Source organism: Massilia genomosp. 1 (assembly GCF_011682185.1).
In the GTDB taxonomy this organism is placed as follows: Bacteria; Pseudomonadota; Gammaproteobacteria; order Burkholderiales; family Burkholderiaceae_D; genus Telluria_A; species Telluria_A rubra.
On sequence record NZ_WHJF01000023.1, the window covers coordinates 38,915 to 60,833 of the forward strand.

At 64.0% G+C, this 21,919-nt stretch carries 20 protein-coding genes; 8 read left to right on the forward strand and 12 right to left on the reverse strand.

Going from position 1 to position 21,919, the window contains the following annotated elements:
* Window positions 1-144 precede the first annotated feature (144 nt).
* From F1735_RS11175 to F1735_RS11195, 5 genes are all read right to left on the reverse strand, one after another.
* The gene (locus tag F1735_RS11175) at window positions 145-999 is read right to left on the reverse strand and encodes a flagellin N-terminal helical domain-containing protein (protein ID WP_167236989.1); all 855 of its coding nucleotides are present in this window, start codon (window positions 997-999) and stop codon (window positions 145-147) included.
* A 228-nt stretch (window positions 1,000-1,227) separates the two neighbouring features.
* A complete protein-coding gene (locus F1735_RS11180) occupies window positions 1,228-2,088 on the reverse strand; it encodes a flagellin N-terminal helical domain-containing protein (RefSeq protein WP_167236990.1) in 861 nt (286 codons plus the stop codon).
* Between the two features lie 225 nt (window positions 2,089-2,313).
* A complete protein-coding gene (locus F1735_RS11185; protein ID WP_167236991.1) occupies window positions 2,314-3,171 on the reverse strand; it encodes a flagellin N-terminal helical domain-containing protein in 858 nt (285 codons plus the stop codon).
* Window positions 3,172-3,396: 225 nt separating this feature from the next.
* Window positions 3,397-4,257: a flagellin N-terminal helical domain-containing protein gene (locus F1735_RS11190; protein ID WP_167236992.1), complete on the reverse strand. Its 861-nt coding sequence runs from the start codon at window positions 4,255-4,257 to the stop codon at window positions 3,397-3,399.
* 231 nt (window positions 4,258-4,488) lie between these two features.
* Window positions 4,489-5,349, reverse strand: a complete 861-nt coding sequence (locus F1735_RS11195; RefSeq protein WP_167236993.1) for a flagellin N-terminal helical domain-containing protein — start codon at window positions 5,347-5,349, stop codon at window positions 4,489-4,491.
* 291 nt (window positions 5,350-5,640) lie between these two features.
* Between F1735_RS11195 and F1735_RS11200 the strand changes: the two genes are divergently transcribed.
* The 6 genes from F1735_RS11200 (at window position 5,641) to F1735_RS11225 (ending at window position 12,420) form a co-directional block, all read left to right on the forward strand.
* Entirely contained in the window at window positions 5,641-6,501 is an 861-nt protein-coding gene (locus F1735_RS11200; protein WP_167236994.1) for an RHS repeat domain-containing protein, read from the forward strand.
* A gap of 23 nt (window positions 6,502-6,524) precedes the next feature.
* Window positions 6,525-6,974, forward strand: coding sequence for a hypothetical protein (locus tag F1735_RS11205; protein WP_167236995.1), 450 nt, complete (start codon window positions 6,525-6,527; stop codon window positions 6,972-6,974).
* Window positions 6,975-7,232: 258 nt separating this feature from the next.
* The gene (dusA, locus tag F1735_RS11210; RefSeq protein ID WP_267876660.1) at window positions 7,233-8,231 is read left to right on the forward strand and encodes a tRNA dihydrouridine(20/20a) synthase DusA; all 999 of its coding nucleotides are present in this window, start codon (window positions 7,233-7,235) and stop codon (window positions 8,229-8,231) included.
* Between the two features lie 438 nt (window positions 8,232-8,669).
* Window positions 8,670-10,415 carry a methyl-accepting chemotaxis protein gene (locus tag F1735_RS11215; protein ID WP_229505719.1) on the forward strand — a complete coding sequence of 582 codons (1,746 nt, stop codon included), beginning with the start codon at window positions 8,670-8,672 and terminating at the stop codon, window positions 10,413-10,415.
* A gap of 108 nt (window positions 10,416-10,523) precedes the next feature.
* Window positions 10,524-10,865: an energy transducer TonB gene (locus F1735_RS11220; protein ID WP_167236996.1), complete on the forward strand. Its 342-nt coding sequence runs from the start codon at window positions 10,524-10,526 to the stop codon at window positions 10,863-10,865.
* 331 nt (window positions 10,866-11,196) lie between these two features.
* A complete protein-coding gene (locus F1735_RS11225; protein ID WP_167236997.1) occupies window positions 11,197-12,420 on the forward strand; it encodes an MFS transporter in 1,224 nt (407 codons plus the stop codon).
* 24 nt (window positions 12,421-12,444) lie between these two features.
* Here F1735_RS11225 and F1735_RS11230 read toward each other — a convergent pair whose 3' ends face one another.
* The 6 genes from F1735_RS11230 to F1735_RS11255 all read right to left on the reverse strand — a co-directional run bounded on the left by F1735_RS11230 (window position 12,445) and on the right by F1735_RS11255 (window position 18,149).
* Window positions 12,445-14,520, reverse strand: coding sequence for an acyltransferase family protein (locus F1735_RS11230; protein ID WP_167236998.1), 2,076 nt, complete (start codon window positions 14,518-14,520; stop codon window positions 12,445-12,447).
* A 217-nt stretch (window positions 14,521-14,737) separates the two neighbouring features.
* Window positions 14,738-15,229, reverse strand: a complete 492-nt coding sequence (soxR, locus tag F1735_RS11235) for a redox-sensitive transcriptional activator SoxR (protein WP_167236999.1) — start codon at window positions 15,227-15,229, stop codon at window positions 14,738-14,740.
* Between the two features lie 233 nt (window positions 15,230-15,462).
* The gene (locus F1735_RS11240) at window positions 15,463-16,461 is read right to left on the reverse strand and encodes a DUF4349 domain-containing protein (RefSeq protein WP_167237000.1); all 999 of its coding nucleotides are present in this window, start codon (window positions 16,459-16,461) and stop codon (window positions 15,463-15,465) included.
* 202 nt (window positions 16,462-16,663) lie between these two features.
* Complete coding sequence (locus tag F1735_RS11245; protein WP_167237001.1) at window positions 16,664-16,885, reverse strand: hypothetical protein; 222 nt, start codon at window positions 16,883-16,885, stop codon at window positions 16,664-16,666.
* An 81-nt stretch (window positions 16,886-16,966) separates the two neighbouring features.
* Window positions 16,967-17,725: a hypothetical protein gene (locus F1735_RS11250; RefSeq protein WP_167237002.1), complete on the reverse strand. Its 759-nt coding sequence runs from the start codon at window positions 17,723-17,725 to the stop codon at window positions 16,967-16,969.
* Window positions 17,715-18,149 carry a hypothetical protein gene (locus F1735_RS11255; RefSeq protein ID WP_167237003.1) on the reverse strand — a complete coding sequence of 145 codons (435 nt, stop codon included), beginning with the start codon at window positions 18,147-18,149 and terminating at the stop codon, window positions 17,715-17,717. Before F1735_RS11255 ends, F1735_RS11250 begins: the two co-directional genes overlap by 11 nt.
* Window positions 18,150-18,298: 149 nt before the next feature.
* Here F1735_RS11255 and F1735_RS11260 point away from each other — a divergent pair, with 149 nt between their 5' ends.
* The gene (locus F1735_RS11260) at window positions 18,299-19,540 is read left to right on the forward strand and encodes a glycosyltransferase family 4 protein (protein WP_167237004.1); all 1,242 of its coding nucleotides are present in this window, start codon (window positions 18,299-18,301) and stop codon (window positions 19,538-19,540) included.
* A 150-nt stretch (window positions 19,541-19,690) separates the two neighbouring features.
* Window positions 19,691-20,590, forward strand: a complete 900-nt coding sequence (gene nhaR / locus F1735_RS11265; protein WP_167237005.1) for a transcriptional activator NhaR — start codon at window positions 19,691-19,693, stop codon at window positions 20,588-20,590.
* Window positions 20,591-20,598: 8 nt separating this feature from the next.
* Here the strand turns inward: nhaR and F1735_RS11270 are convergent, their stop codons facing one another.
* Window positions 20,599-21,654, reverse strand: coding sequence for an acyltransferase family protein (locus F1735_RS11270; RefSeq protein WP_167237006.1), 1,056 nt, complete (start codon window positions 21,652-21,654; stop codon window positions 20,599-20,601).
* Window positions 21,655-21,919: the final 265 nt, after the last annotated feature.

Sequence of the window (21,919 nt, forward strand, 5' to 3'; positions counted from 1 at the left end):
CAAGACGACCGTTTCGCCGGCCGCGTTAAGTGCTGCATGGAAATTAGCCGAACTATTTTCCGGGCATAAAAAAAGCCAGCCGGTGAGGGCTGGCTGGAACGGCGCCCGGCTGCGTGAGCCGGGCCGCCTTGCTGACGCGGGAAATTATTGCAGCAGCGACATGACCATCGAGGACATGCTGTTGCTCTGTTTCAGCATGGCGGTGCCGGCTTGCAGCAACATCTGGCTGGTGGTCATTTTCGAGCTTTCGCTGGCGAAGTCGACGTCCATGATGCGCCCGGTGGCGGCCTTGCTGTTGGTGCTGATGTTCGACAGGTTGTTGTACACGTGTTCCAGGCGGTTGGCCGAGGCGCCCAGGGACGAGCGCACGGTGCCGATCGAGGCCAGCGCGGTCGAGAGCAGGTCGATGGTGGCGTTGGCGCTGGCGGTCAGCTCGGTGCCCGGGGTGCCCGGCACGGTGTAGGTGCCGCTGGTGGCGCCGATGGCGGTGTTCATGGCGGTCACGTCGGTGGCCAGGTTGACCGTCATTTTCTCGCTGGTGCTCGAACCGATCTGGAAGGTCATCGACGAAGCGATGGTGCCGCCGATGAGCAGCTTGGCGCCGCCGAAGGTGGTGTTGGTCATCACGTTGCTCAGTTCCTTGCCGAGCGCGTCGTATTCCGACTGCATGGCGGTCTTGTCGGCCGTGGTCGAGGAGGCATCGGCCGCTTGGGTGGCCAGGTCTTTCATGCGCACTACCATGTTGCTCACTTCGTCGAGCGCGCCTTCAGCCGTTTGCAGCATCGAGGTCGAATTCTGGGTGTTGCGCATGGCCACGGCCATGCCGCTGGTTTGCGCTTTCAGGCGGGTGGCGATCTGCAGGCCGGCGGCGTCATCCATCGACGAATTGATGCGGTAGCCGGTCGACAGGCGGGTCATCGAGGTCGACAGCGAGCCCTGGGTGCGGTTGATCGAATTTTGCGCGGACAGGGCAGCGTTGTTGGTGTGAAGGCTCAGCATGGTCAAACTCCTGGATGTTGGGGGTGGAAACTGTTCGGAGCCGCGCTGGTGTCGCGCTCTCATCAATACAAGGCGACACTTTGATCTGGATCATTAAGTGCCACATGGAAATATATTTCCCCCTTGTCAATCCGATCACGCGGCGGCGCGCGTGGGCGTCAAAAAGCCAGCCGGGTGAGCGGCTGGCTTTGCGGGGGAGACCCGGCTTGCGGCCGGGCGGGCCGATGATTACTGCAGCAGCGACATGACCATCGAGGACATGCTGTTGCTCTGTTTCAGCATGGCGGTGCCGGCTTGCAGCAGCATCTGGCTGGTGGTCATTTTCGAGCTTTCGCTGGCGAAGTCGACGTCCATGATGCGCCCGGTGGCGGCCTTGCTGTTGGTGCTGATGTTCGACAGGTTGTTGTACACGTGTTCGAGGCGGTTGGCCGAGGCGCCCAGCGCCGAGCGCACGGTGCCGATCGAGGCGATCGCGGTCGAGAGCTTGTCGATCGTGGTCGAGGCGGTGCCGGCGGCGGTCAGTTCGGTGCCGAGCACGGGCGCGGCGGCGTAGTTGGCGGTGGTGGCGAGAACATCGGTACCCAGGGTGGTCATGCTGGCCGACATGTCGACGGTCATTTTTTCGCTGGTGCTCGACCCGATCTGGAACGTCATGGCCGAGGCGATGGTGCCGCCGGCGAGCAGCTTGGCGCCGCCAAAGGTGGTGTTGTTCATCACGTTGTACAGTTCGGTGCCGAGGGCGTCGTACTCCGACTGCATGGCGGTCTTGTCGGCGCCGGTCGAGGAAGCGTCGGCCGCTTGGGTGGCCAGGTCTTTCATGCGCACCAGCATGTTGCTCACTTCGTCGAGCGCGCCTTCGGCCGTTTGCAGCATCGAGGTCGAATTCTGGGTGTTGCGCATCGCAACGGCCATGCCGCTGGTCTGGGCTTTCAGGCGGGTGGCGATCTGCAGGCCGGCGGCGTCATCCATCGACGAATTGATGCGGTAGCCGGTCGACAGGCGGGTCATCGAGGTCGACAGCGAACCCTGGGTGCGGTTGATCGAATTTTGTGCGGACAGGGAAGCGTTGTTGGTGTGAAGGCTCAGCATGGTCAAACTCCTGATGGTTGGGGTGGGTGGTGTGTCGGAGTCGCGCTTGGTGCCGCGCTCTTATCACTCCAAGGCGACACCCCGGTCCGGCCCATTAAGTGCCATACGGCAAACCTTTGATCATTGTCAATCCCGTCGCGCGACCGCGTACACGGACGAAAAAAAACCAGCCGGGTGAGCGGCTGGCTTGTCGGGGACCCGGCTTGCGGCCGGGCATGCCCTTGATTACTGCAGCAGCGACATGACCATCGAGGACATGCTGTTGCTCTGTTTCAGCATGGCGGTGCCGGCTTGCAGCAGCATCTGGCTGGTGGTCATTTTCGAGCTTTCGCTGGCGAAGTCGACGTCCATGATGCGCCCGGTGGCGGCCTTGCTGTTGGTGCTGATGTTCGACAGGTTGTTGTACACGTGTTCGAGGCGGTTGGCCGAGGCGCCCAGGGACGAACGCACGGTGCCGATCGAGGCGATCGCGGTCGAAAGCTTGTCGATGGTGGCCGAGGCGCCGCCGCCGGTCAGTTCGGTGCCGACCGTGTTCGGCGCGCCGTAGTTGGCGGTGGTCAGGCCGACGTCGGTGACCAGGGTACCCATGCTGGTCAACATATCGACCGTCATTTTTTCGCTGGTGCTCGAACCGATCTGGAACGTCATGGCCGAAGCGATGGTGCCGCCCACGAGCAGCTTGGCGCCGCCGAAGGAGGTGTTCGTCAGTACGTTGTTCAGTTCGGTGCCGAGGGCGTCGTATTCCGACTGCATCGCGGTCTTGTCGGCCGTGGTCGAGGAGGCATCGGCCGCTTGCGTGGCCAGGTCTTTCATGCGCACCAGCATGTTGCTCACTTCGTCGAGCGCGCCTTCAGCCGTTTGCAGCATCGAGGTCGAATTCTGGGTGTTGCGCATCGCCACGGCCATGCCGCTGGTCTGGGCTTTCAGGCGGGTGGCGATCTGCAGGCCGGCGGCGTCGTCCATCGAGGAATTGATGCGGTAGCCGGTCGACAGGCGGGTCATCGAAGTCGACAGCGAGCCCTGGGTGCGATTGATCGAATTTTGCGCGGACAGGGCGGCGTTGTTGGTGTGAAGGCTCAGCATGGTCAAACTCCTGGGTATTGGGGTGGGGGCTTTCGGAGCCGCGCTGGTGTCGCGCTCTCATAGAATACAAGGCGACACTTTGATCCAGATCATTAAGTGCCGTATGGAAATATATTTCGACCTTGCCAATCCGATCGCTTTACGCCGCGCGCGGACGTAAAAAAAGCCAGCCGGGTGGACGGCTGGCTTGTCGGGGGCCCGGCTTGCGGCCGGGCATGCAGTTGATTACTGCAGCAGCGACATGACCATCGACGACATGCTGTTGCTCTGTTTCAGCATGGCGGTGCCGGCTTGCAGCAGCATCTGGCTGGTGGTCATCTTCGAGCTTTCGCTGGCGAAGTCGACGTCCATGATGCGGCCGGTGGCGGCCTTGCTGTTGGTGCTGATGTTCGACAGGTTGTTGTACACGTGTTCGAGGCGGTTGGCCGAGGCGCCCAGGGACGAACGCACGGTGCCGATCGAGGCGATCGCGGTCGAAAGCTTGTCGATCGTGGTCGAGGCGGTGCCGGCGGCGGTCAGTTCGGTGCCGACCGAGTTCGGGGTGGTGTAGTTGGCGGTGGTGGCGGTCACGTCGGTGACCAGGGTGCCCATGCTGGTGGACATGTCGACCGTCATTTTTTCGCTGGTGCTCGAACCGATCTGGAACGTCATGGCCGAGGCGATGGTGCCGCCCACGAGCAGCTTGGCGCCGCCGAAGGAGGTGTTGGTCAGTACGTTGTTCAGTTCGGTGCCGAGGGCGTCGTATTCCGACTGCATCGCGGTTTTGTCGGCCGAGGTCGAGGAGGCATCGGCCGCTTGCGTGGCCAGGTCTTTCATGCGCACCAGCATGTTGCTCACTTCGTCGAGCGCGCCTTCAGCCGTTTGCAGCATCGAGGTCGAATTCTGGGTGTTGCGCATGGCCACGGCCATGCCGCTGGTCTGGGCTTTCAGGCGGGTGGCGATCTGCAGACCGGCGGCGTCGTCCATCGAGGAATTGATGCGGTAGCCGGTCGACAGGCGGGTCATCGAGGTCGACAGCGAGCCCTGGGTGCGGTTGATCGAGTTTTGCGCGGACAGGGCGGCGTTGTTGGTGTGAAGGCTCAGCATGGTCAAACTCCTGGGTATTGGGGGTGGAAACTGTTCGGAGCCGCGCTCGGTGTCGCGCTCTCATCACTACAAGGCGACACTTTGATCCAGATCATTAAGTGCCATGCGGAAATATATTTCGACCTTGCCAATCCGATCACAGTGTAGCGCGCGTGGACGCACGTAAAAAAACCAGCCGGGTGAGCGGCTGGCTTGTCGGGGGAACCGGCTTGCGGCCGGGCAGGCCGATGATTACTGCAGCAGCGACATGACCATCGAGGACATGCTGTTGCTCTGTTTCAGCATGGCGGTGCCGGCTTGCAGCAGCATCTGGCTGGTGGTCATTTTCGAGCTTTCGCTGGCGAAGTCGACATCCATGATGCGCCCGGTGGCGGCCTTGCTGTTGGTGCTGATGTTCGACAGGTTGTTGTACACGTGTTCCAGGCGGTTGGCCGAGGCGCCCAGGGCCGAGCGCACGGTGCCGATCGAGGCGATCGCGGTCGAGAGCTTGTCGATCGAGGTCGAGGCGGTGCCGGCGCCGGTCAGTTCGGTGCCGGTGACGGCCACGGCGGCGTAGTTGGCGGTGGTCGCCAGAACATCGGTGCCCAGGGTGGTCATGCTGGCCGACATGTCGACGGTCATTTTTTCGCTGGTGCTCGAACCGATCTGGAACGTCATGGACGAAGCGATGGTACCGCCGGCGAGCAGCTTGGCGCCGCCAAAGGTGGTGTTGTTCATCACGTTGTACAGTTCGGTGCCGAGGGCGTCGTATTCCGACTGCATGGCGGTCTTGTCGGCGCCGGTCGAGGAAGCATCGGCCGCTTGCGTGGCCAGGTCTTTCATGCGCACCAGCATGTTGCTTACTTCGTCGAGCGCGCCTTCAGCCGTTTGCAGCATCGAGGTCGAGTTCTGGGTGTTGCGCATGGCCACGGCCATGCCGCTGGTTTGCGCTTTCAGGCGGGTGGCGATCTGCAGGCCGGCGGCGTCATCCATCGAGGAATTGATGCGGTAGCCGGTCGACAGGCGGGTCATCGAGGTCGACAGCGAACCCTGGGTGCGGTTGATCGAATTTTGTGCGGACAGGGCGGCGTTGTTGGTGTGAAGGCTCAGCATGGTCAAACTCCAGTGTAGGGGTGGGAACGTCGGAGCCGCGTTGCTTCGCGCTCTCCCCAGTACAAGACGACCGTTTCAGCGAAGCCGTTAAGTGCTGTACGGAAATAATTTGAATCATGCTCGTCCGGGTGGCCCGGCGCGCCTGGCAGCGGTCGTGGAAATAATCACAGAAATACGCTATTTTCCTTTGTAATTAATGACTTAGCGAATGCGCGACGCGCTTGAGGCACGACAAACCGGCGCTGCCGTGTACGCGCAACATGGTTGTTCTTTCATCAACCGGGACCCATCATGAACCGCAGCTTATCGACTTTATCCGTCTTGTTCGCCACCCTGTTATGCGTGCTCGACTGCGCCATCGCCCAGCCGCCCCAGCATACGCCGCGCTCCGGCAAGGTCTTGCGCGCCGTTCTTGTCAACGGGGCAAGCTTGGTGATGGATGGCGAGCGCCTCGTTGCGCGCCTGGCCGATGACAGCAGCACGCATTACTTCTATACAGAAGGCAGGCTGTCCGCCATCCACCATTCGGATGGCCGCTTCGCCACCTATTACTATGACGACCAGCAGCGGCTCGAGCGCATCGAGCTATCGGACGGGCAGGTGCAGCGGGCGCAGTATCAGGCGGGCGCGCTGGCTTCGCTCGGGAACGAGGCCGGCCAGCGCCTGCATGTCGCGCCGCCGGCGCGCGCGCTTGAGCACACGGTGGCGGCGCTGGCCGGCCGGACGGCGCCGCAGGCCTCGGCCGGCGTCGCCGCCGCTCCGGCAAAGGCTGAGGCAGATTCCCTCAACCACACCCTGATCGCCGTCGCCGGCTGGGAAAAACATAGCTGGGATTGCCGTTTCTCGCCCCAGGAGTTCAACCTGTGCGGCGGCGACGGCGCTGGCGGGCGCGGCCCCTACGACGGCGGCGGCTGGAGCGCGGACGGCGGCGGCGGCCCGTTCCGGGGCGGCGGCTGGGATGGCGGCGACTTCGCTCCTTACCCGACCAATTTACCGACCCGCATGAGTTGCCTGGCGGCGGCGACCTCGACTTTCGAGATCATGCGCGACCAAGTGTGCTCGATGGTCAAGGACAAGGCCATCTGCACCGCGCAAAATCACAAGCTCTTCGATGAACTCTGGAAAGAATGCATGGCCACCTATCCCAATTAACCGTCAACAGAGGAGGACAGACCATGATATCGATCTCTTCCGATGAGCTTGAACGCATGCATCGCGCGATTTTTTCGGTCCAGCGCCTGAAAGGCATGGCCCACGTCCTGTCCGTATGGATGGCGAACGGGACGATGTCGGCCTGGGAGGGCGGGGCGGTCTCGCTGGCCGGCTGCGAAGCGGTGGCGCGGGCCTACTTCGCGGCGCGCCCGGGACGGGCCGCGCTGCCGCAGGCGTATTGCGCGGCGCTCCACGACGCAGGCCAGCTCGAGCAGGCCATGGCCGAGTTCCTGGCGCAAGGGATGCCAGGCGGGCGGGGCGACCTGGCCGCCTTGCTCGAACGCGCGGGCGGGGCGCTCAACGTGCTGGCCGGCCTGCTCGACCAGTTGCCCGACTACCCCGGCGCGGCGGACGATGCGCGCGCCCTGAGAAGCGAAGCGGGCCGCTGCCTGGCGCTGTGCCAGGCGCGCTGAGACGCAAGAGGCGGGCGCGCCTGGCGGTGGGGTCGCTGGCGCCCACAAGCGATGGCGACCGCAGCCGGCGCCCGCAAGCGATGGCGACCGCAGCGGGCGCCATCTTTGCTATCATGCGTCTTTGCGGTGCGAGCGCGCGGCCTTGGTGCGTGCGCGTTTCCGGCGCGGGCGCGCCCCTTGCTTCCCACCGCCATGAGCGGCACCGTTGACATATCCGCAGCCGCGCGGCAGCACGGCTGACATCACAGGTAAAACCACTTGAAATCAACGAATTACCGGGGCAGGAAGCTCTCTGTCGCCCCGATGATGGACTGGACCGACCGCCATTGCCGCAAGTTCCATCGCGAAATCACCCGCCATACCTGGCTGTACACCGAGATGGTGACCACCGGCGCGCTGGTCTACGGCGACGTCGAGCGGCACCTGCGCTTCAACGAGGAAGAGCATCCGGTGGCGCTGCAACTGGGCGGCAGCGATCCGGCCGACCTGGCCACCAGCGCCAAGCTGGGCCAGCAATGGGGCTATGACGAGATCAACCTGAACTGCGGCTGCCCGTCGGAGCGGGTGCAGAAGGGCGCGTTCGGCGCCTGCCTGATGGCCGAACCGCAACTGGTGGCCGATTGCGTGAAAGCCATGCGCGACGCCGTCAGCATCGACGTCACCGTCAAGCACCGCATCGGCATCGACCGCAACGAGGAGTATGGTTTCGTGCGCGATTTCGTCGGCACCATTGCCGACGCCGGCTGCACGACGTTCATCGTGCATGCGCGCAACGCGATCCTGAAAGGCTTGTCGCCCAAGGAAAACCGCGAGATTCCGCCGCTCAAGTACGAGGTGGCGTACCAGCTCAAGCGCGAGTTTCCGGACCTGGAAATCATCATCAACGGCGGCATCAAGACATCCGACGAGATCGCGCTGCACCTCGCGCATGTCGATGGCGTGATGCTGGGGCGCGAGGCGTATCACAATCCCTACGTCATGGCCGAGTACGACGCCCGCTTTTACGGCGACGACGCGGCGGTCAAGACGCGCGACGAAGTGCTGGCGGCGATGATTCCGTATATCCAGGCGCAGCTGGACCTGCACGCGGCGCGCGGCTTGAAGCTCAACAGCATCACGCGCCACATGCTGGGGCTGATGGCCGGGCTGGGCGGGGCGCGCAGTTTTCGCCAGGTGATGTCCGACCCGAAACGGCTGGCCGCAGCCGACCCCCACCTGCTGCTCGACGCGGCGGCGGGCATGCGCCGGGCAGGCTAGCAGCCTGCGCCGCATCGTTCCGCCTTGCACGGAACGATGCGCTTCCGGGCGCCGCACGTGCGCCCTGTTTTCCTCATTTCCCCGCGCTGCGCATGACTGGCTTGACTTGGCATGCGCCGCGATCTTCCCCGCGCTGCATAGTTTTAACAAAGAAACTATATTTCAATTGCTGAAACGTATTTCTGCTTGCTCTAGAGCAAAACATGCCTCTATAATCGATGCATCTCTTGCCCGTTTTTCAAGCAGCGCCAGCGCCGTCCATGCTGTTGTTGTGTTGAAACAATTCGTTCTCAGATCAACCTTTTTTGCATGCGCAGTCACTGTTTTGATCTATCCTAAATGAAACGCAGATGGCCACCCGTTTCTTCAGAGATAGCCCAACAGTACCAGCGCTTACCCTAGCTAATCCGATCAATCGTTCCATAGAAAAGACGCGAAATGAATTTATCCAACATGAAGGTCGGCACCCGTTTAGGTCTCGGATTTGTCCTGGTCCTGTCTTTTCTGGTCGCCGTCACGATCGTCGGCATCATCAGCATGGCCCAGATCCAGACGCGCCTGGATAACGTGGTTGGCGTCAACAACGTGGTCACCCGTCTCGTGATCGATATGCGCACCAATGTCAGCGAGCGCATCGTGTCCTTGCGCATCCTGACCCTGATGACCGATTCGGCCGACATGGAACCGGAAATGAAGCGCATCAAGGAACAGACTGCGCGCTACGACGAAGCCCAGAAAAAGCTGAGCGACAAGTTCGCCAAGTCCGCATCCAACGAGGAAAAGGGCTTGCTGGCCCAGATCAAGGAACACGAAGCGCTGGCCATGCCGGCCGTGGCCAAGGCTTCCGAATTGTGGATGGCCGACAAGGCCGAAGACGCCACCCGCGTCATGATCAAGGAAATCCGCCCGGTCCAGAAAAAATGGATGGATGCGCTGGAACAACTCGCCGCCCTCGAAGACAAGCTCAATAGCGCAGCCCAGAAAGACGCCGAAAGCGGCTTCGAAGCGGCCCGCCTGACCATGCTGATCCTGGGCGGCGTGGCGATCCTGCTGGGCGGCATCGCCGCCGTCTTCATCACCCGCGGCTTGCTCAAGCAGCTCGGCGGCGAACCGGACTACACCGCCAAGATCGCCAGCAGCATCGCCCACGGCGACCTGTCGGTGCATATCGACACCAGCCACGCCGACCAGGGCAGCCTGCTGATGGAAGTGCGCGAAATGCGCAACAGCCTGAAAGATATCGTCGGCCAGGTGCGCGGCGGCACGGAAACCATCGGCACCGCCTCGCGTGAGATCGCGGCCGGCAATATCGACCTGTCCTCGCGTACCGAAATGCAAGCGAGCGCCCTGGAAAAAACCGCCTCGGCCATGGAAGAGCTGACCTCGACCGTGAAACAGAACGCCGACAACGCCCGTGAAGCCAACCAGCTCGCGGCCAGCGCCTCGGACGTGGCGCGCAAGGGGGGCGAGGTGGTCTCGCAAGTGGTCGACACGATGGGCTCGATCAATGCCTCGGCCAACAAGATTGTCGACATCATCGGCGTGATCGACGGGATCGCCTTCCAGACCAATATTTTGGCGCTGAACGCGGCGGTGGAAGCGGCCCGTGCCGGCGAACAGGGCCGCGGTTTCGCGGTCGTGGCCTCGGAAGTGCGCAACCTGGCGCAGCGCTCGGCGGCGGCGGCGAAAGAAATCAAGACCCTGATCGGCGATTCGGTCGAGAAGGTCGAGCGCGGCAGCAAGCTGGTCGGCCAGGCCGGCGTGACGATGGATGAAGTCGTCGCCAGCGTCAAGCGCGTCACCGACATCATGGGCGAGATCGCCAACGCCAGCCAGGAGCAGAGCGCCGGCATCGAGCAAGTGAACATGTCGATCATCGAGATGGACAGCATGACCCAGCAGAACGCCGCCCTGGTCGAGCAAGCCGCCGCCGCCGCGCAGAGCCTGCAAGACCAGGCCAGCGAACTGGCGCACGTGGTCAGCATCTTCAAGTTGATCGAAGGCGAAGAGACGCAGCTTGCCGCCGCGCCGTCCGCGATGGCGGCGGCGGCGCCGGCCCGTCCGGCCAAGGCAGTCCCGCTGCGCGTGGCCAAGCCGGCCCTGAAGCGCCCGGCGCCGGCCGCCGCCGCCAAGCCGAAAAAGGCAGCCGCCACGACCAGCAACGACGAATGGGAAGAATTCTGATCCGCATCCCGGGCCGGTAAGGACGGGGCGGGCAGTGCGGTTGCCAGCCGCAGCGTCAGCGTCGACGTAACACAGACGCGCGATTGAACGTTACATTAGGGAAATTGTATGTGGACCTCTACGCGTTGTACCAGTGTGTTCGCCGGCTTGCTGATGTGTGGCGCCGCTGCGGCGGCCGAAGTGCCGGCCAGTTTCGATGCCGCCAAGTGCAAGGCCGAGTATCCGAAAGCGTCGCTGATGAACGAGGAGCAAGGCACGGTATCGATGTCCTTCCTGGTCGGTCCGGACGGTTCGGTGGTCGAATCGAAGCTGGAAAAAACCAGCGGCTTCAAGAATCTGGACAAGGCCGCGATCAAGTCGATCAGCGCCTGCAAGTTCAAGCCGGGCACCAAGGATGGCGCCCCGGCCCAGACCTGGACCAAGGTCGACTACGCCTGGAAACTCGACTAAGCGCTCCTTGCCTCACGCCCACCGCCGGTGCGCCCCACCGCCGGTGTCAACCGCCGGTGTCAGGTCTGACATTCGGACACGAGCTCCGCCATAAGCTTGCATCTTTACCGCCGGTGTCAGGTCTGACATTCGGACACGAGCTCCGCCATAAGCTTGCATCTTTGGTGAATCGCTATGCCTCTGCAAGGCCGAGGCCGTGTCCGAATGTCAGACCTGACACCAGTTGTTGACCGGTGAATCGCTATGCCTCTGCAAGGCCGAGGCCGTGTCCGAATGTCAGACCTGACACCAGCTGTTGACCTATTGCTAGTGCGCATGTATGTTCGCGCGCATGCACATCAAACTCCTTATTGCCGCCGCTTGCCTGCTGGGACTGTTCTCGACCATCGGCGCCTCGCTGCCGTATCCGATCCTGCCGCCGCTGTTCGCGTCGGGCGTGGGCAACGGCCTCAATTCCTTTCTCGGGCTGCCGCCCAAAATGCTGTTCGGCCTGGCCCTGACCATCAATCCGCTCGGCTTGTTGATCGGTAATACCTTGCTCGGCCCGCTCTCGGACCGTTACGGCCGCCGCCCTGTGCTGATGCTGACCACCATCGGCGCCGCCCTCGGCCACATGCTTACGGCGCTCGCGCTGCTGCTCGAATCGTATCCGCTGTTTATCGTGGCGCGCTTCGGTACCGGCTTGTTGGAAGGTAATGGCGCCGTCGTGCGCGCCATGCTGGCCGACCGCCTCGAAGGCGACCTGCGCGTGCGCGCCTTGTCGTGGCTGAACGGCGCGTTTTACCTTGGCTGGCTGGCCGGGCCGCTGTTGGCCGGCGCCACGGTGGTGTGGGGCATCACGGTGCCGTTCTGGATCGCGGCCGGCGCCCTGCTCATGACCGCCGCGCTGGTGGCGCTGGTGCTGCCGCGCGAGGCGCCTTCGCTGGCGACCACCTCGTGGAGGCATGTGGCGCGCCACCAGCACGCGTTTCACTTGCTGCGCCACGCCGACCTGCGCAAACTCTTCATCGTCCAGTTCGCCTATACCTGCGGCGTGACCGCTTTTTACGAGTTCTATCCCTTGTGGCTGGTGGAGTATCCCGGCTACGGCGCGCCCGGCATCGCCTGGGTCACGGCCGCCCTGTGCGCGGTGATGACTTGCACCGCCGTGTTCGCCGGCCGGCCGAGCCACGTCGCCCCCTTGCAACGGGCGACGTGGAGCGCGTTCGCCTGCGCCACGGCGATTGCGGCGGTGGCGCTCGGCCATGTGTGGCTGGGACTGGTGGCGATCGTGCTGTTCGGGATTCCGAACGCGTTCTATAACGCCATCGTGCCGGGCTGGTGCGCGGAGCGCTTCGGCGCGCTGGGGCAGGGCGCAGTGATGGGCTTGCTGTCGACCACGTTCTGCCTGGCCAACATCATCATGGCCCTGGCCGGCTCGGTGCTGACCCTGCTCGATACGCGCCTGATCCTGCTGCTGGGCGCGCTATTGTCGGCCTGGGCCGCCTGGCGCTTGCGCGGCTGGCGCGTGCAGATGGCCGGTCCGGGCGCGGCCAGCCTGCCCGCCGGGCCATAAGCAAGGACGGGCGGGGCGGCGCCGTCACAGCGCCGGCGCCGGACTCGCCAGCGCGGTCGGCTGCGCACTAGCCGGCGCCGGCCCGCGCAGCATGGTCGGATCGAGGAAGCTGGCGGCGCGCCGGCTGTACGCGGGACGCATGTGGATGGTGTCGGTGTACAGCGGCGCACCGCTCTCGTCGAGCACCGGGCACAGCTGGTCCTGGCACATGTATTGGGCCGGTTCGATGACGATCGCGCCGGCGTCGGCGGCAATCGCGCTCAGGCGCGCCAGCGGCACCGCGTTGCGCTGGCGATACTCGGCCAGGTTGAACGCCGGCACCTTCGGCAGCGGGGCGATGGTGCCGAAACGCGAGCCGGTGACCATCGAGTGCGGATCGTAGGCGGACCCGGACGGCGGTTGCAGCACCAGGAACACGCGCTTGCCGTTCTTGCGCAGATTGGCAATGCTTGCGCGCAAGGATTCATACGCGAGCTCCTGCGCGTCGGCCGCCGGGAAGGCTTTTTGCACGCCATCTTTGTCGAACAGCAGTTCGCGCTGGCCGGCATTGAAGTAACCGTACCAGGCCGCGCCCAGCACTACGGTGTCGACCTCGGCGCTGTTGGCCAGCGCATAGGCCGCTTTCACCGTCTTGGGGCACAGCGGAAAGCGGATCTGCGGCAGGCGTATCGTGTGCTCGATCGGCGGGCAGCCGCCGGCGGTGGCGAAAATCACCGAACTGAAGCGCGCCGGATCGGTGGCCACCGCGTGTTCGATGCGCGGGCCGTACTGCTGCATGACCGAGTCGCCCAAGAACACGGTCAGGCCGGGTCCGCGGCTGGTGGCTTTCTGGAATACCACGCCCTCGTAGCGCAGCGGCGTCAGGGTCGGGCCCGGATACTGGCTGTCGTTCAGCGCCGCCAGGTAGGGCTCGGCGCCATGGGTGTCGATGCGTTCGCGCAAGACGCCGGTGCCGATGGTCAGGCCGAACACGGCAATGGCGACCATGCCCAGGCCCAGCGACCAGGTCACGCGCGCGCGGTTGGCCCGTTCGCGCAGCGGAATTTCGACCAGGCGGTAAGTGAGCCAGGCCAGCACGAAGCCGGAGCCGACTAGCGCCAGCTTGACCGCTATCGGCGGCTTCTGGCCATACACGATGTGGCCGTACGACAGCAGCGGCCAGTGCCACAGGTACAGGGGATAGCTGATCAGGCCGATGGCGACCGGCAGGCGCCGTCCCAGCAGCTGGCGGTTAAGCAGGGCATCCTTGCCGGCCAAAATCAGCAGGCAGGCGCCGCCGACCGGCAACATGGCCCACCAGCCGGGAAACAGCGACTGCTCGTTGGTCAGCCAGAACGCCAGCCCCAGCAGCACCGCGCCGCCCAGCGACAGCGCCGTGCCATGCCGTGTGAAGCGTTGCGCGTGGTGCAGGTGCAGATACGCGACCACGCCGCCGGCCATCAGTTCCCAGAAGCGCGTGAGCGGCGAAAAGAAGGCCGCCACCGGATGGTCGGCCACCAGCAGCACGTTGGCGCTCATGGAAATCACGAAGATCACGCCGGCGACCCACAAGAAGCGCAGCTTGCGCGACAATACCAGCCACAGGATCAGCGGCCACAGGATGTAGAACTGTTCCTCGACCCCGAGCGACCACAGGTGCAGGAAGGGCTTGGTGATGCCGTCGTTGTCGAAGTAGCCGGCCTCGTTCCACAGCACCAGGTTCGACACGAAGGTGGTGCCGGCCACGGCGTGCTTGCCGATCTGCTGGAACTCGCCTTGCAGCAGGGTCACCCAGCCGAAGGCGAGGGTGGCCAGCATGACCACGGTCAGGGCCGGGAAAATGCGGCGGATGCGGCGCACGTAGAAATCGGCGATGCTGAACTTGCCCTTTTCGAGCTGGGACAGGAGGATCGAGGTGATCAGGAAGCCCGAGATGACGAAGAAGATATCGACGCCCACGAAACCGCCGGCAAACCAGGTCGGCCAGGCATGGAAGGCGATCACGGCGATCACCGCCAGCGCGCGCATGCCATCGATATCGGGCCGGTAGGCGAGGGCGCCCGCGTGCGTGCCATGAGTATTGGTGGAAATGACAGCCTCCCGGTGCAAATGATTGAACAAAAAACAATACCAACAACACGCGAAATATAGTGGATGCGTTACAGTTAGTTGCAATTAATTCAATGCAATACTCATGCAACCGTTGTCTGCATTGTCAATGCAAATCATTTGACCGCGCGCCCGTGGCGGCGTTCCCGCTTGGTGGCGACGCGCTGGCCGGCGTCAAACCTTGGCGGCCTGGCTGTCTGTTTACCCCTTACCTTGATTATCCTTGCCGCTATCGGCCATCGTCTTCCTCGGGCGCCGGCTTGCCGATCCAGAGCCGGTGCGGCCCCGGTCCCTTGCCGGCCAGCTTGTCCTGCGGATTGCGCAACGAGCAGCGCTCCAGCGACAGGCAGCCGCAGCCGATGCAATCGTCGAGCGTGTCGCGCAGTTTTTTCAGCTGCGCCATGCGCTGGTCGAGGTCGCGGCGCCAGGCGGCCGACAGGCGCGCCCAGTCGTCGCGGCTGGGCGCGCCGCTGCCGAGGGTGGCCAGCGCGGCCTCGATCTCGGCCAGGCTCACGCCCACACGCTGGGCCACGCGGATGAAGGCGATGCGGCGCAGCACGTCGCGCGCGTAGCGGCGCTGGTTGCCGGCGCTGCGCGTGCTGGCGATCAGGCCGCGCTTTTCGTAAAAATGCAGGGTCGACACGGCTACCCCGCTGCGCCGCGCGACCTCGCCCACCGACAAGCTCGGATGGGTTTCGCGTACCGGATGTTGCTCTGCCATCGATAACTCCTTGACCTCAACTTAACTTGATGTTTTAGACTGGCTTTCGCTGCCCAGGCAAGCATTCTAAAGGAGAATTTCAGATGGCAAGGAACAGACCCAGGAACCCGTCCGACGGGGTATTTCGCATCGATAAATATGTTGTGCCAGCGGCGTCGCTGGCGGCCTTTGTGGCGCAGATGCGCGAGATTGAAGCCATGTTCGAGCGCCTGCCCGGCTGGCGCCAGAAGCATTTATTGACGCAATTTGGCGGCACCGGGGAATTTAATGTGGTGAGCATGGTCGAATGGAAGACGGCCGGCGCAATGGCGGTGGCCCAGGAAATCGTGCAGCGGCATTTTGCCGGGCAGGGCGTGGCGCCAGCCCAGGTGCTCGAGCGCCTTGGCGTGCGCTCGGACCGGGGGTTTTACATCGCCGCTTGAGCGCGGCGCGCCTTGCGTGTACGGTACAGCTTGCGCAAGCACAGGAACAGGGGGATCAACACCAGCAACCACGGCAAGACGGCCACGGCCACGGTGATCAGGATACCCAGGCTCGACATGAGCACATGGCCCGATTCCTTGACCGCCTGCGCTACCGGCGCGACCGAGCTTTGTTCGGCATGCAGCGATTCGGCTACCAGCTTCAGCTCGACCCGCGTCCATCTCGGTCTGGCTGGCCAGTGCCTTGCGCTGGCCGCTGATGCTGTCGAGTTCGGATTGAGTTTGCGACAACTGCTTCTCGGCTTCCAGCACTTCCTTCAGATTGCCGGTGCGCTTGGCCAGCAGGTCGAGGATGCGCGCCTTGAGCGCCGTGAGGTTGGCGATTTTTGCCTCCACATCGATCACCTGGGCGGTCAGGTCTTCGCTGTCGCGTTCATGTTGCAGCAGCTTGCCGTGCTCAAGTATGGTCTTGAGAAAACTGTCGAACGCTTGCGGGGGAATGCGGGCGCTGAGGCTGGCATTGGCCGGGCTGTGCAGGCGCGCCTGCGACTGATCGGCGTTGAGCACCACGCAGGCGAGCTTGAGGCAGGCCGCCTGGATCGCCTCGAAGTGCTTGTGCAGCTCGGCTTCGGGCGCTTCGAGCAGCAGTGTGTGACGCGTGGCGATGTAACGCCGGCTTCCTGGCGGTTCGGGCGCCTCGATCAACTTGGTTTCGACAGCCTCTGGCATGGCGGCGCCGGCGGCGACCTCCATTTTTTGCGAACAGGCGCACAGGAAGAGGGCGACAACGATGCCGGACAGAATTTTCATGGGAAGGGCGCGAATGAATGTTGAGAGAATAATAACATCATGCACGTACCTGCAGGAACCGGTGAAGACTTGCGCGGCCGTGAAGGCCGCGCGGGGCCAGAACTGGCTGGCCCGCCTCCGGTCAGGTGCTTCCCGGCGTGCTGGCAACAGCGGCCGGGCGGGGACTTGCGGGGTACTGCTGTGCTGCTCGCCTGCGGGCAGGCTAGCTGACCGCAGCCTCGCGCAGGCGGCGCGCCGCCTGGCGGCGGTCGTAGCTTTCGATCAGTGCGTTTTGCGAAACTTCATCGCCAATGCCGCGCAGCTTGAGAAAGCGCTGGGCGGCGTCGCTGCCGAAAGCGCGCTGCAAGGCAATCGCTTCGTGCAACTGCGCTGCGGTCTCAAGGTCCTGGCGACGGTCTTCGTGACGGCGGTCTGCATCGTCCATGTTGTTCTCCTGGTTACTGTATTGCATTTATAGCACGCTAGGAAAATGCATGCTGAGTATGCGCGTACCGAACGCGGGTATTTACATTATCGTCAGGAGGCCGTCGAACTTGATACTGAGTGCATGCAGAGGGGAGGAAATCATGGGCGCCGGACTATGTGTGCTGTCGCTGCCGCAGTGGCCGCAGTAGTGGCGCCGGTGTGGTTTTTGCGCAAAGCTGCCCAGGTCCAGGTGCGGATGGCCGCAGCGCGCACAGCAGACACAGCCAAGCTGCAGGCCGGCCGCGCGTGCCGCGCTGTACGCCAGCAGGGCGGGCGGGGTGATGTTGATCTGCCCGATGTCGGTGCCGGGAAACAGCGCGTGCGTGGCGCCGCTGCGCAGCGCCACTGCCGCGCAGCGCGTTGCGATGGGCGCTGTTGCGCCGGCCGCCATGTGAATAAGCGCGATGGCGCCGTCGGGCGCGCCGGCCAGGCTTACCCTGGCGCAAGCGGCCAGGTCGATCACGGGCGGGTGCAGCGCATAGCCCATCTTTTCCAGGTGGCGCGCGCACCGGTGCTGGCCGCTGTCGGCCAGCGCGGCCAGGTCCGCCTTCACGCCCCAGTAGGCCTGGTGCGTGCGGCACCAGCGGCGCGCGGCGCCGTTGCGGTATTTGCCGGCCGCCACCAGCACGCAGTCGACGATGGCGTCGTCGCCGCGCTCGGCCGGAAAATATCCGGCGATGCGCCCGCTCGCCACCGCGATGTGGCCGACCGTGGCCCGATGCGGCCAGCAGATGCCGGAGATGACGGACCCGCCGCCAAGGTGTTGCAAGGTCGGTGGCGCGGCAAGCTCAGTCGGCATGGGCGAGGTACAGGCCGCCTTTGCCGTCCGGCAGCCAGGTTTCGGCGATATCGGAGCTGACATCGAAAAAGCCCACGCCATGCTGGCCGGCGAGGCGGGTCACGGTGGCGTGCGCGTCGTCGATCTGGCTCCACGGAAAGCTCATATAGATGAAGGCCTTGCCGATGGTGTAGTCGGTGTCGGTCATGTCCTCGTCTTCTTCGTCCTCGTCCTCCTCGTCTTCTTCCTCGCGTTCCTCGAGCGGCATGGCCGGGAAGGCCTGGACGATGTCGGCGTAGAACGCCTGCAATGCCGGGGTGGTGATGGCCGGGTCGGCGTAGGAATGGTCTTCGCCCAGTTCGGTTTGTTCTTCATGCCACATGAGGAAGGGCTCGCGTTTTTTTGGGGCGGCTTCCGCTGCGAAAACCATCAGGTCGTAACTCATGCTTGTGTGCCTTTATCGTAGTGAAGTGCGCTGGCGCTATTTTAGAGCAAGCATGAGAATCCGAGATTTTTCCTTCTTGCCATTCTGGTAAGATGTTCACTCCTTAGCAACCCGGTCATTGCGGACCAAGCGTGCCGCAGGACGCGATAATGACATCCACACCAGCTCAGCCAACCCGCGCGCGGCGCGTTCTGTTCGTCCATCAAAATTTCCCTGGCCAGTTCAAGCGGATTGCCGCCCACCTGGCGCGCGACCCGGCCTACGAGGTGCTGGCGATCGGCAAGGAAGGCTGCCCCGGCCTGCCGGACGTCCGCACCCTGACCTACAAGCTGCACCGGGTCCAGGCCAAGGAAACGCACCACTATGCGCGCCCGTTCGAGTCGGGCATCCTGCATGGACAGGCCTGCCTGCGCGTGCTGCTGGCATTGAAAGAAAAAGGCTTTGTGCCGGACGTCATCGTCGCCCATCCGGGCTGGGGCGACACCATGTTCGTGCGCGAGGCGTTTCCCGATGCGCGGTTGGTGCATTTTTCCGAGTTCTACTATCACACGGACCATGCCGACGTCGGCTTCGACCCGGAGTTTCCCACCGATATAGACGGCCGGGCGCGGGTGCGCGCCAAGAATGCGCTGCAACTGCTCAACCTGGAAGCGTGCGACGTCGCGGTCGCCCCCACCCGCTGGCAAAAAAGCCTGCACCCCCAACCCTACCAGGACAAGATCACCCTGATTCACGAGGGCGTCGACACCGCCTACCTGTGCCCGAATCCCGCCGCCTCCTTCACCCTGCCGAACGGAAAAGTGCTGCGTCCGGGCGACCCGGTGCTGACGTATGTGTCGCGCAATCTGGAGCCGTACCGCGGTTTTCATATCTTCATGCGCGCGCTGCCGGCCATCCTGGCCGACAATCCCGGCTGCGACATCGTGCTGGCCGGCGGGGACGGCGTGAGCTACGGCGCGCGGCCGGCGGGCGCTGGCAACTGGCGCGAGAAAATGCTGGCCGAGGTCGCCATCGATGCCAGTCGCGTACACTTTCTCGACCGCATTCCGTTCGCGCGTTACCGCGAGCTGCTGCAGGTATCGGCCGCGCATGTGTACCTGACGTATCCGTTTGTGCTGTCGTGGTCGATGCTCGAAGCGATGGCCTGCGGCTGCCTGGTGATCGGCTCGGACACGGCGCCGGTGACGGAAGTGATCCGCGACGGCGAGAATGGCTTGCTGGTCGATTTTTTCGATACGGCGGCGCTTGCCGCTAGCGTCAGCCGCGCCTTGCGCGAGCGCGAGCGCTGGATGCCCTTGCGGGTACGGGCCGTGGAATCGGTCAAGGCGGGCTATGCGGTGGAGGCGGGCATCGCCGGCTACCGCCGCCTGATCGACGCGGCCACGCTGTAAGGCCCGGCCCGGCCCGGCCCGGCCCGGCCCGGCCCGCCTTGTCGGCGCCGGCCTCGGCCGGGGAGGCGTGATCCATCGCGCGAAACGCCTATACTTGGCCGATTGATCGAACCATTCGAACAATTCGAGCAATCGCCAGGAGCGGCCCGCATGTCCAATCTCAACTTCAAGCACTTGCGCTATTTCTGGATGGTTGGCAAGACCGGCAGCATCGCCCGCGCAGCCGAGCAGCTGCACCTGGCGCCGCAGTCGATTTCCGGGCAATTGACCGAGTTTGCCGGCGCACTCGGCGTGGAACTGTTCCGCCGCTCCGGGCGCAAGCTGGAGCTGACCGATACCGGCCGGCGCATCCTCAGTTACGCCGAAACCATCTTCAACACCGGCGACGAACTGCTGGACATCGTGCGCGACCAATCGCTCACGACCGCGCTGGCATTTCGGGTGGGATGCGCCGATTCGGTGTCCAAGCTGATCGCCTGCCGGCTGGTCGAGCCTGCGCTCAGCCTGGCCGAGCCCTTGCGCCTGATCTGCCGCGAGGGCCGCCTGGCCAGCCTGCTGGCCGAGCTCGCGGTGCATCGGCTCGACCTGATCATCGCCGACCGTCCGATGCCGCCGCACCTGAGCGTCAAAGGATACAGCCACTTGCTCGGCGAAAGCGGCTTGAGCGTGTTTGCGACGGCGGCCCTGGCGGCCACCTTGGCAGGCACGTTTCCGGCCTGCCTTGACCGCGCGCCCTTGCTGCTGCCCGGCGAGGACTTCGCGATCCACCACAAGCTGCTGCAATGGCTGGCCAACCAGCAGCTGCGCCCGCGCATCGTCGGCGAGTTCGACGACAGCGCGATGATGAAGGCCTTCGGCCAGTCGGGCGCCGGCGCGTTTTTCGCGCCGACCGTGATCGCGCGCCAGGTGTGCGAGCAGTATGCGGTGGTGGAACTGGGCACGGTGCCGGGACTGGTCGAGCAGGTGTATGCGATCACCACCGAGCGCCGCATGAGTCACCCGGCGACCCTGGCGATCAGCCAGCGGGCGCGGCGCGAATTGTTTGCTTGAATGCGCGCTTACACGGCAGTGGTGTCCGACGCGACGGCGGGGCGCGCGCGCCGTTCGGCCCACTTGCGGTTCACATACAGGCGCACGGGATTTTCGAAGAGATGGAACGATAGCGCGCCAAGGCTGATCGCGCCCAGCAAGCCGGCCGGATGCGAGATCGCGCCGGCGCCCACGGCGTAGTAAAACGGTTGCTGCCACAGGTACAGCGAAAACGAGCAGACCCCGAACCACTGCAACACCCTGCTTGCCAGCAGTTGCCGGATGATCAGGGGAGTGCGCTCCAGATGGTTGATCGAGTAGGCCAGGCACAGGGGCGCGAGCGTGTATTGCAATTCCTTGTGCGCGTAAGTCGAGTAGCACGCGATCGCGACCACCAGGGTCAGGACCGGCAGCCAGGGGGATGTCTGGCGCAGCCACGGCGCCTGGGTGGCGGCCGCCGTCACCCGATAGGCCGCCGCCGCGATCAGGCCGATGGCGGCCGACTCGCTGCGCAGGAACCACGGCGTCGCGCCCGCTGGCGGGTGGGCGGGGTAATACGCGTTGATCGCCAGGATGGCGCCGGTGCTGACCAGCAGGAATGCGGGGCCGGCGAAGCGGTGCCGCAGGCCGCTGGCCAGCAGGGCGCCAGCGGCCAGGAACAGGTAGCTGTGCTCCTCCACGCTGAGCGACCACAAATGTCCGATCGGCCAGGTACGCGCCCAGATGCTGATATCGGCGGGGAAGTAATTGCGCAAAAATGCGAGGGTGGCGATCAGTTCCCCCTGCGGCACCACAAAGCGCACCGTTTGCAGGAAGGCGGCGTAGAGCGCCATCGCCATCACAAACAGCCAGAACGTCGGGAGCACCCGGCTCAGCCTGCGCACGAAGAAATCCTTGAGCGGCACCTTTTTGATGAACAACAGCTTGCCCATCAAAAAGCCCGACAACACGAAGAACAATTGCACGCCGAACTCGCCAAGCCAGGAGAGTTCTTGCGTCGATTTGAAATGCGAAATCAATACGGCGATGATTGCCAACCCGCGCCACCCGTCAAGGTAAGGGATATGCCTGGTGGGGCTGCTCATGATGGTTGCCGCCATGTTGTTATCGATCAATCAAGTTACCACATGCTTATTGGTACGACAAATGATTCGTACGGTCCGGCGGTCCGGCGCTCCGCTGCCGCGCTGTGCATGTCGCCGGCATGCCGATGATCGATGGCGCCGGCTTGCGCGCGTGTGACGGATCGCGCGCACACAAAAAAGCCACCTCAAGGGTGGCCATATCGCTGGAAGATTCCGGACTTGCCGGAAAATTCGCATTGTGAATGTGATTTCACAGGTCTGCTTT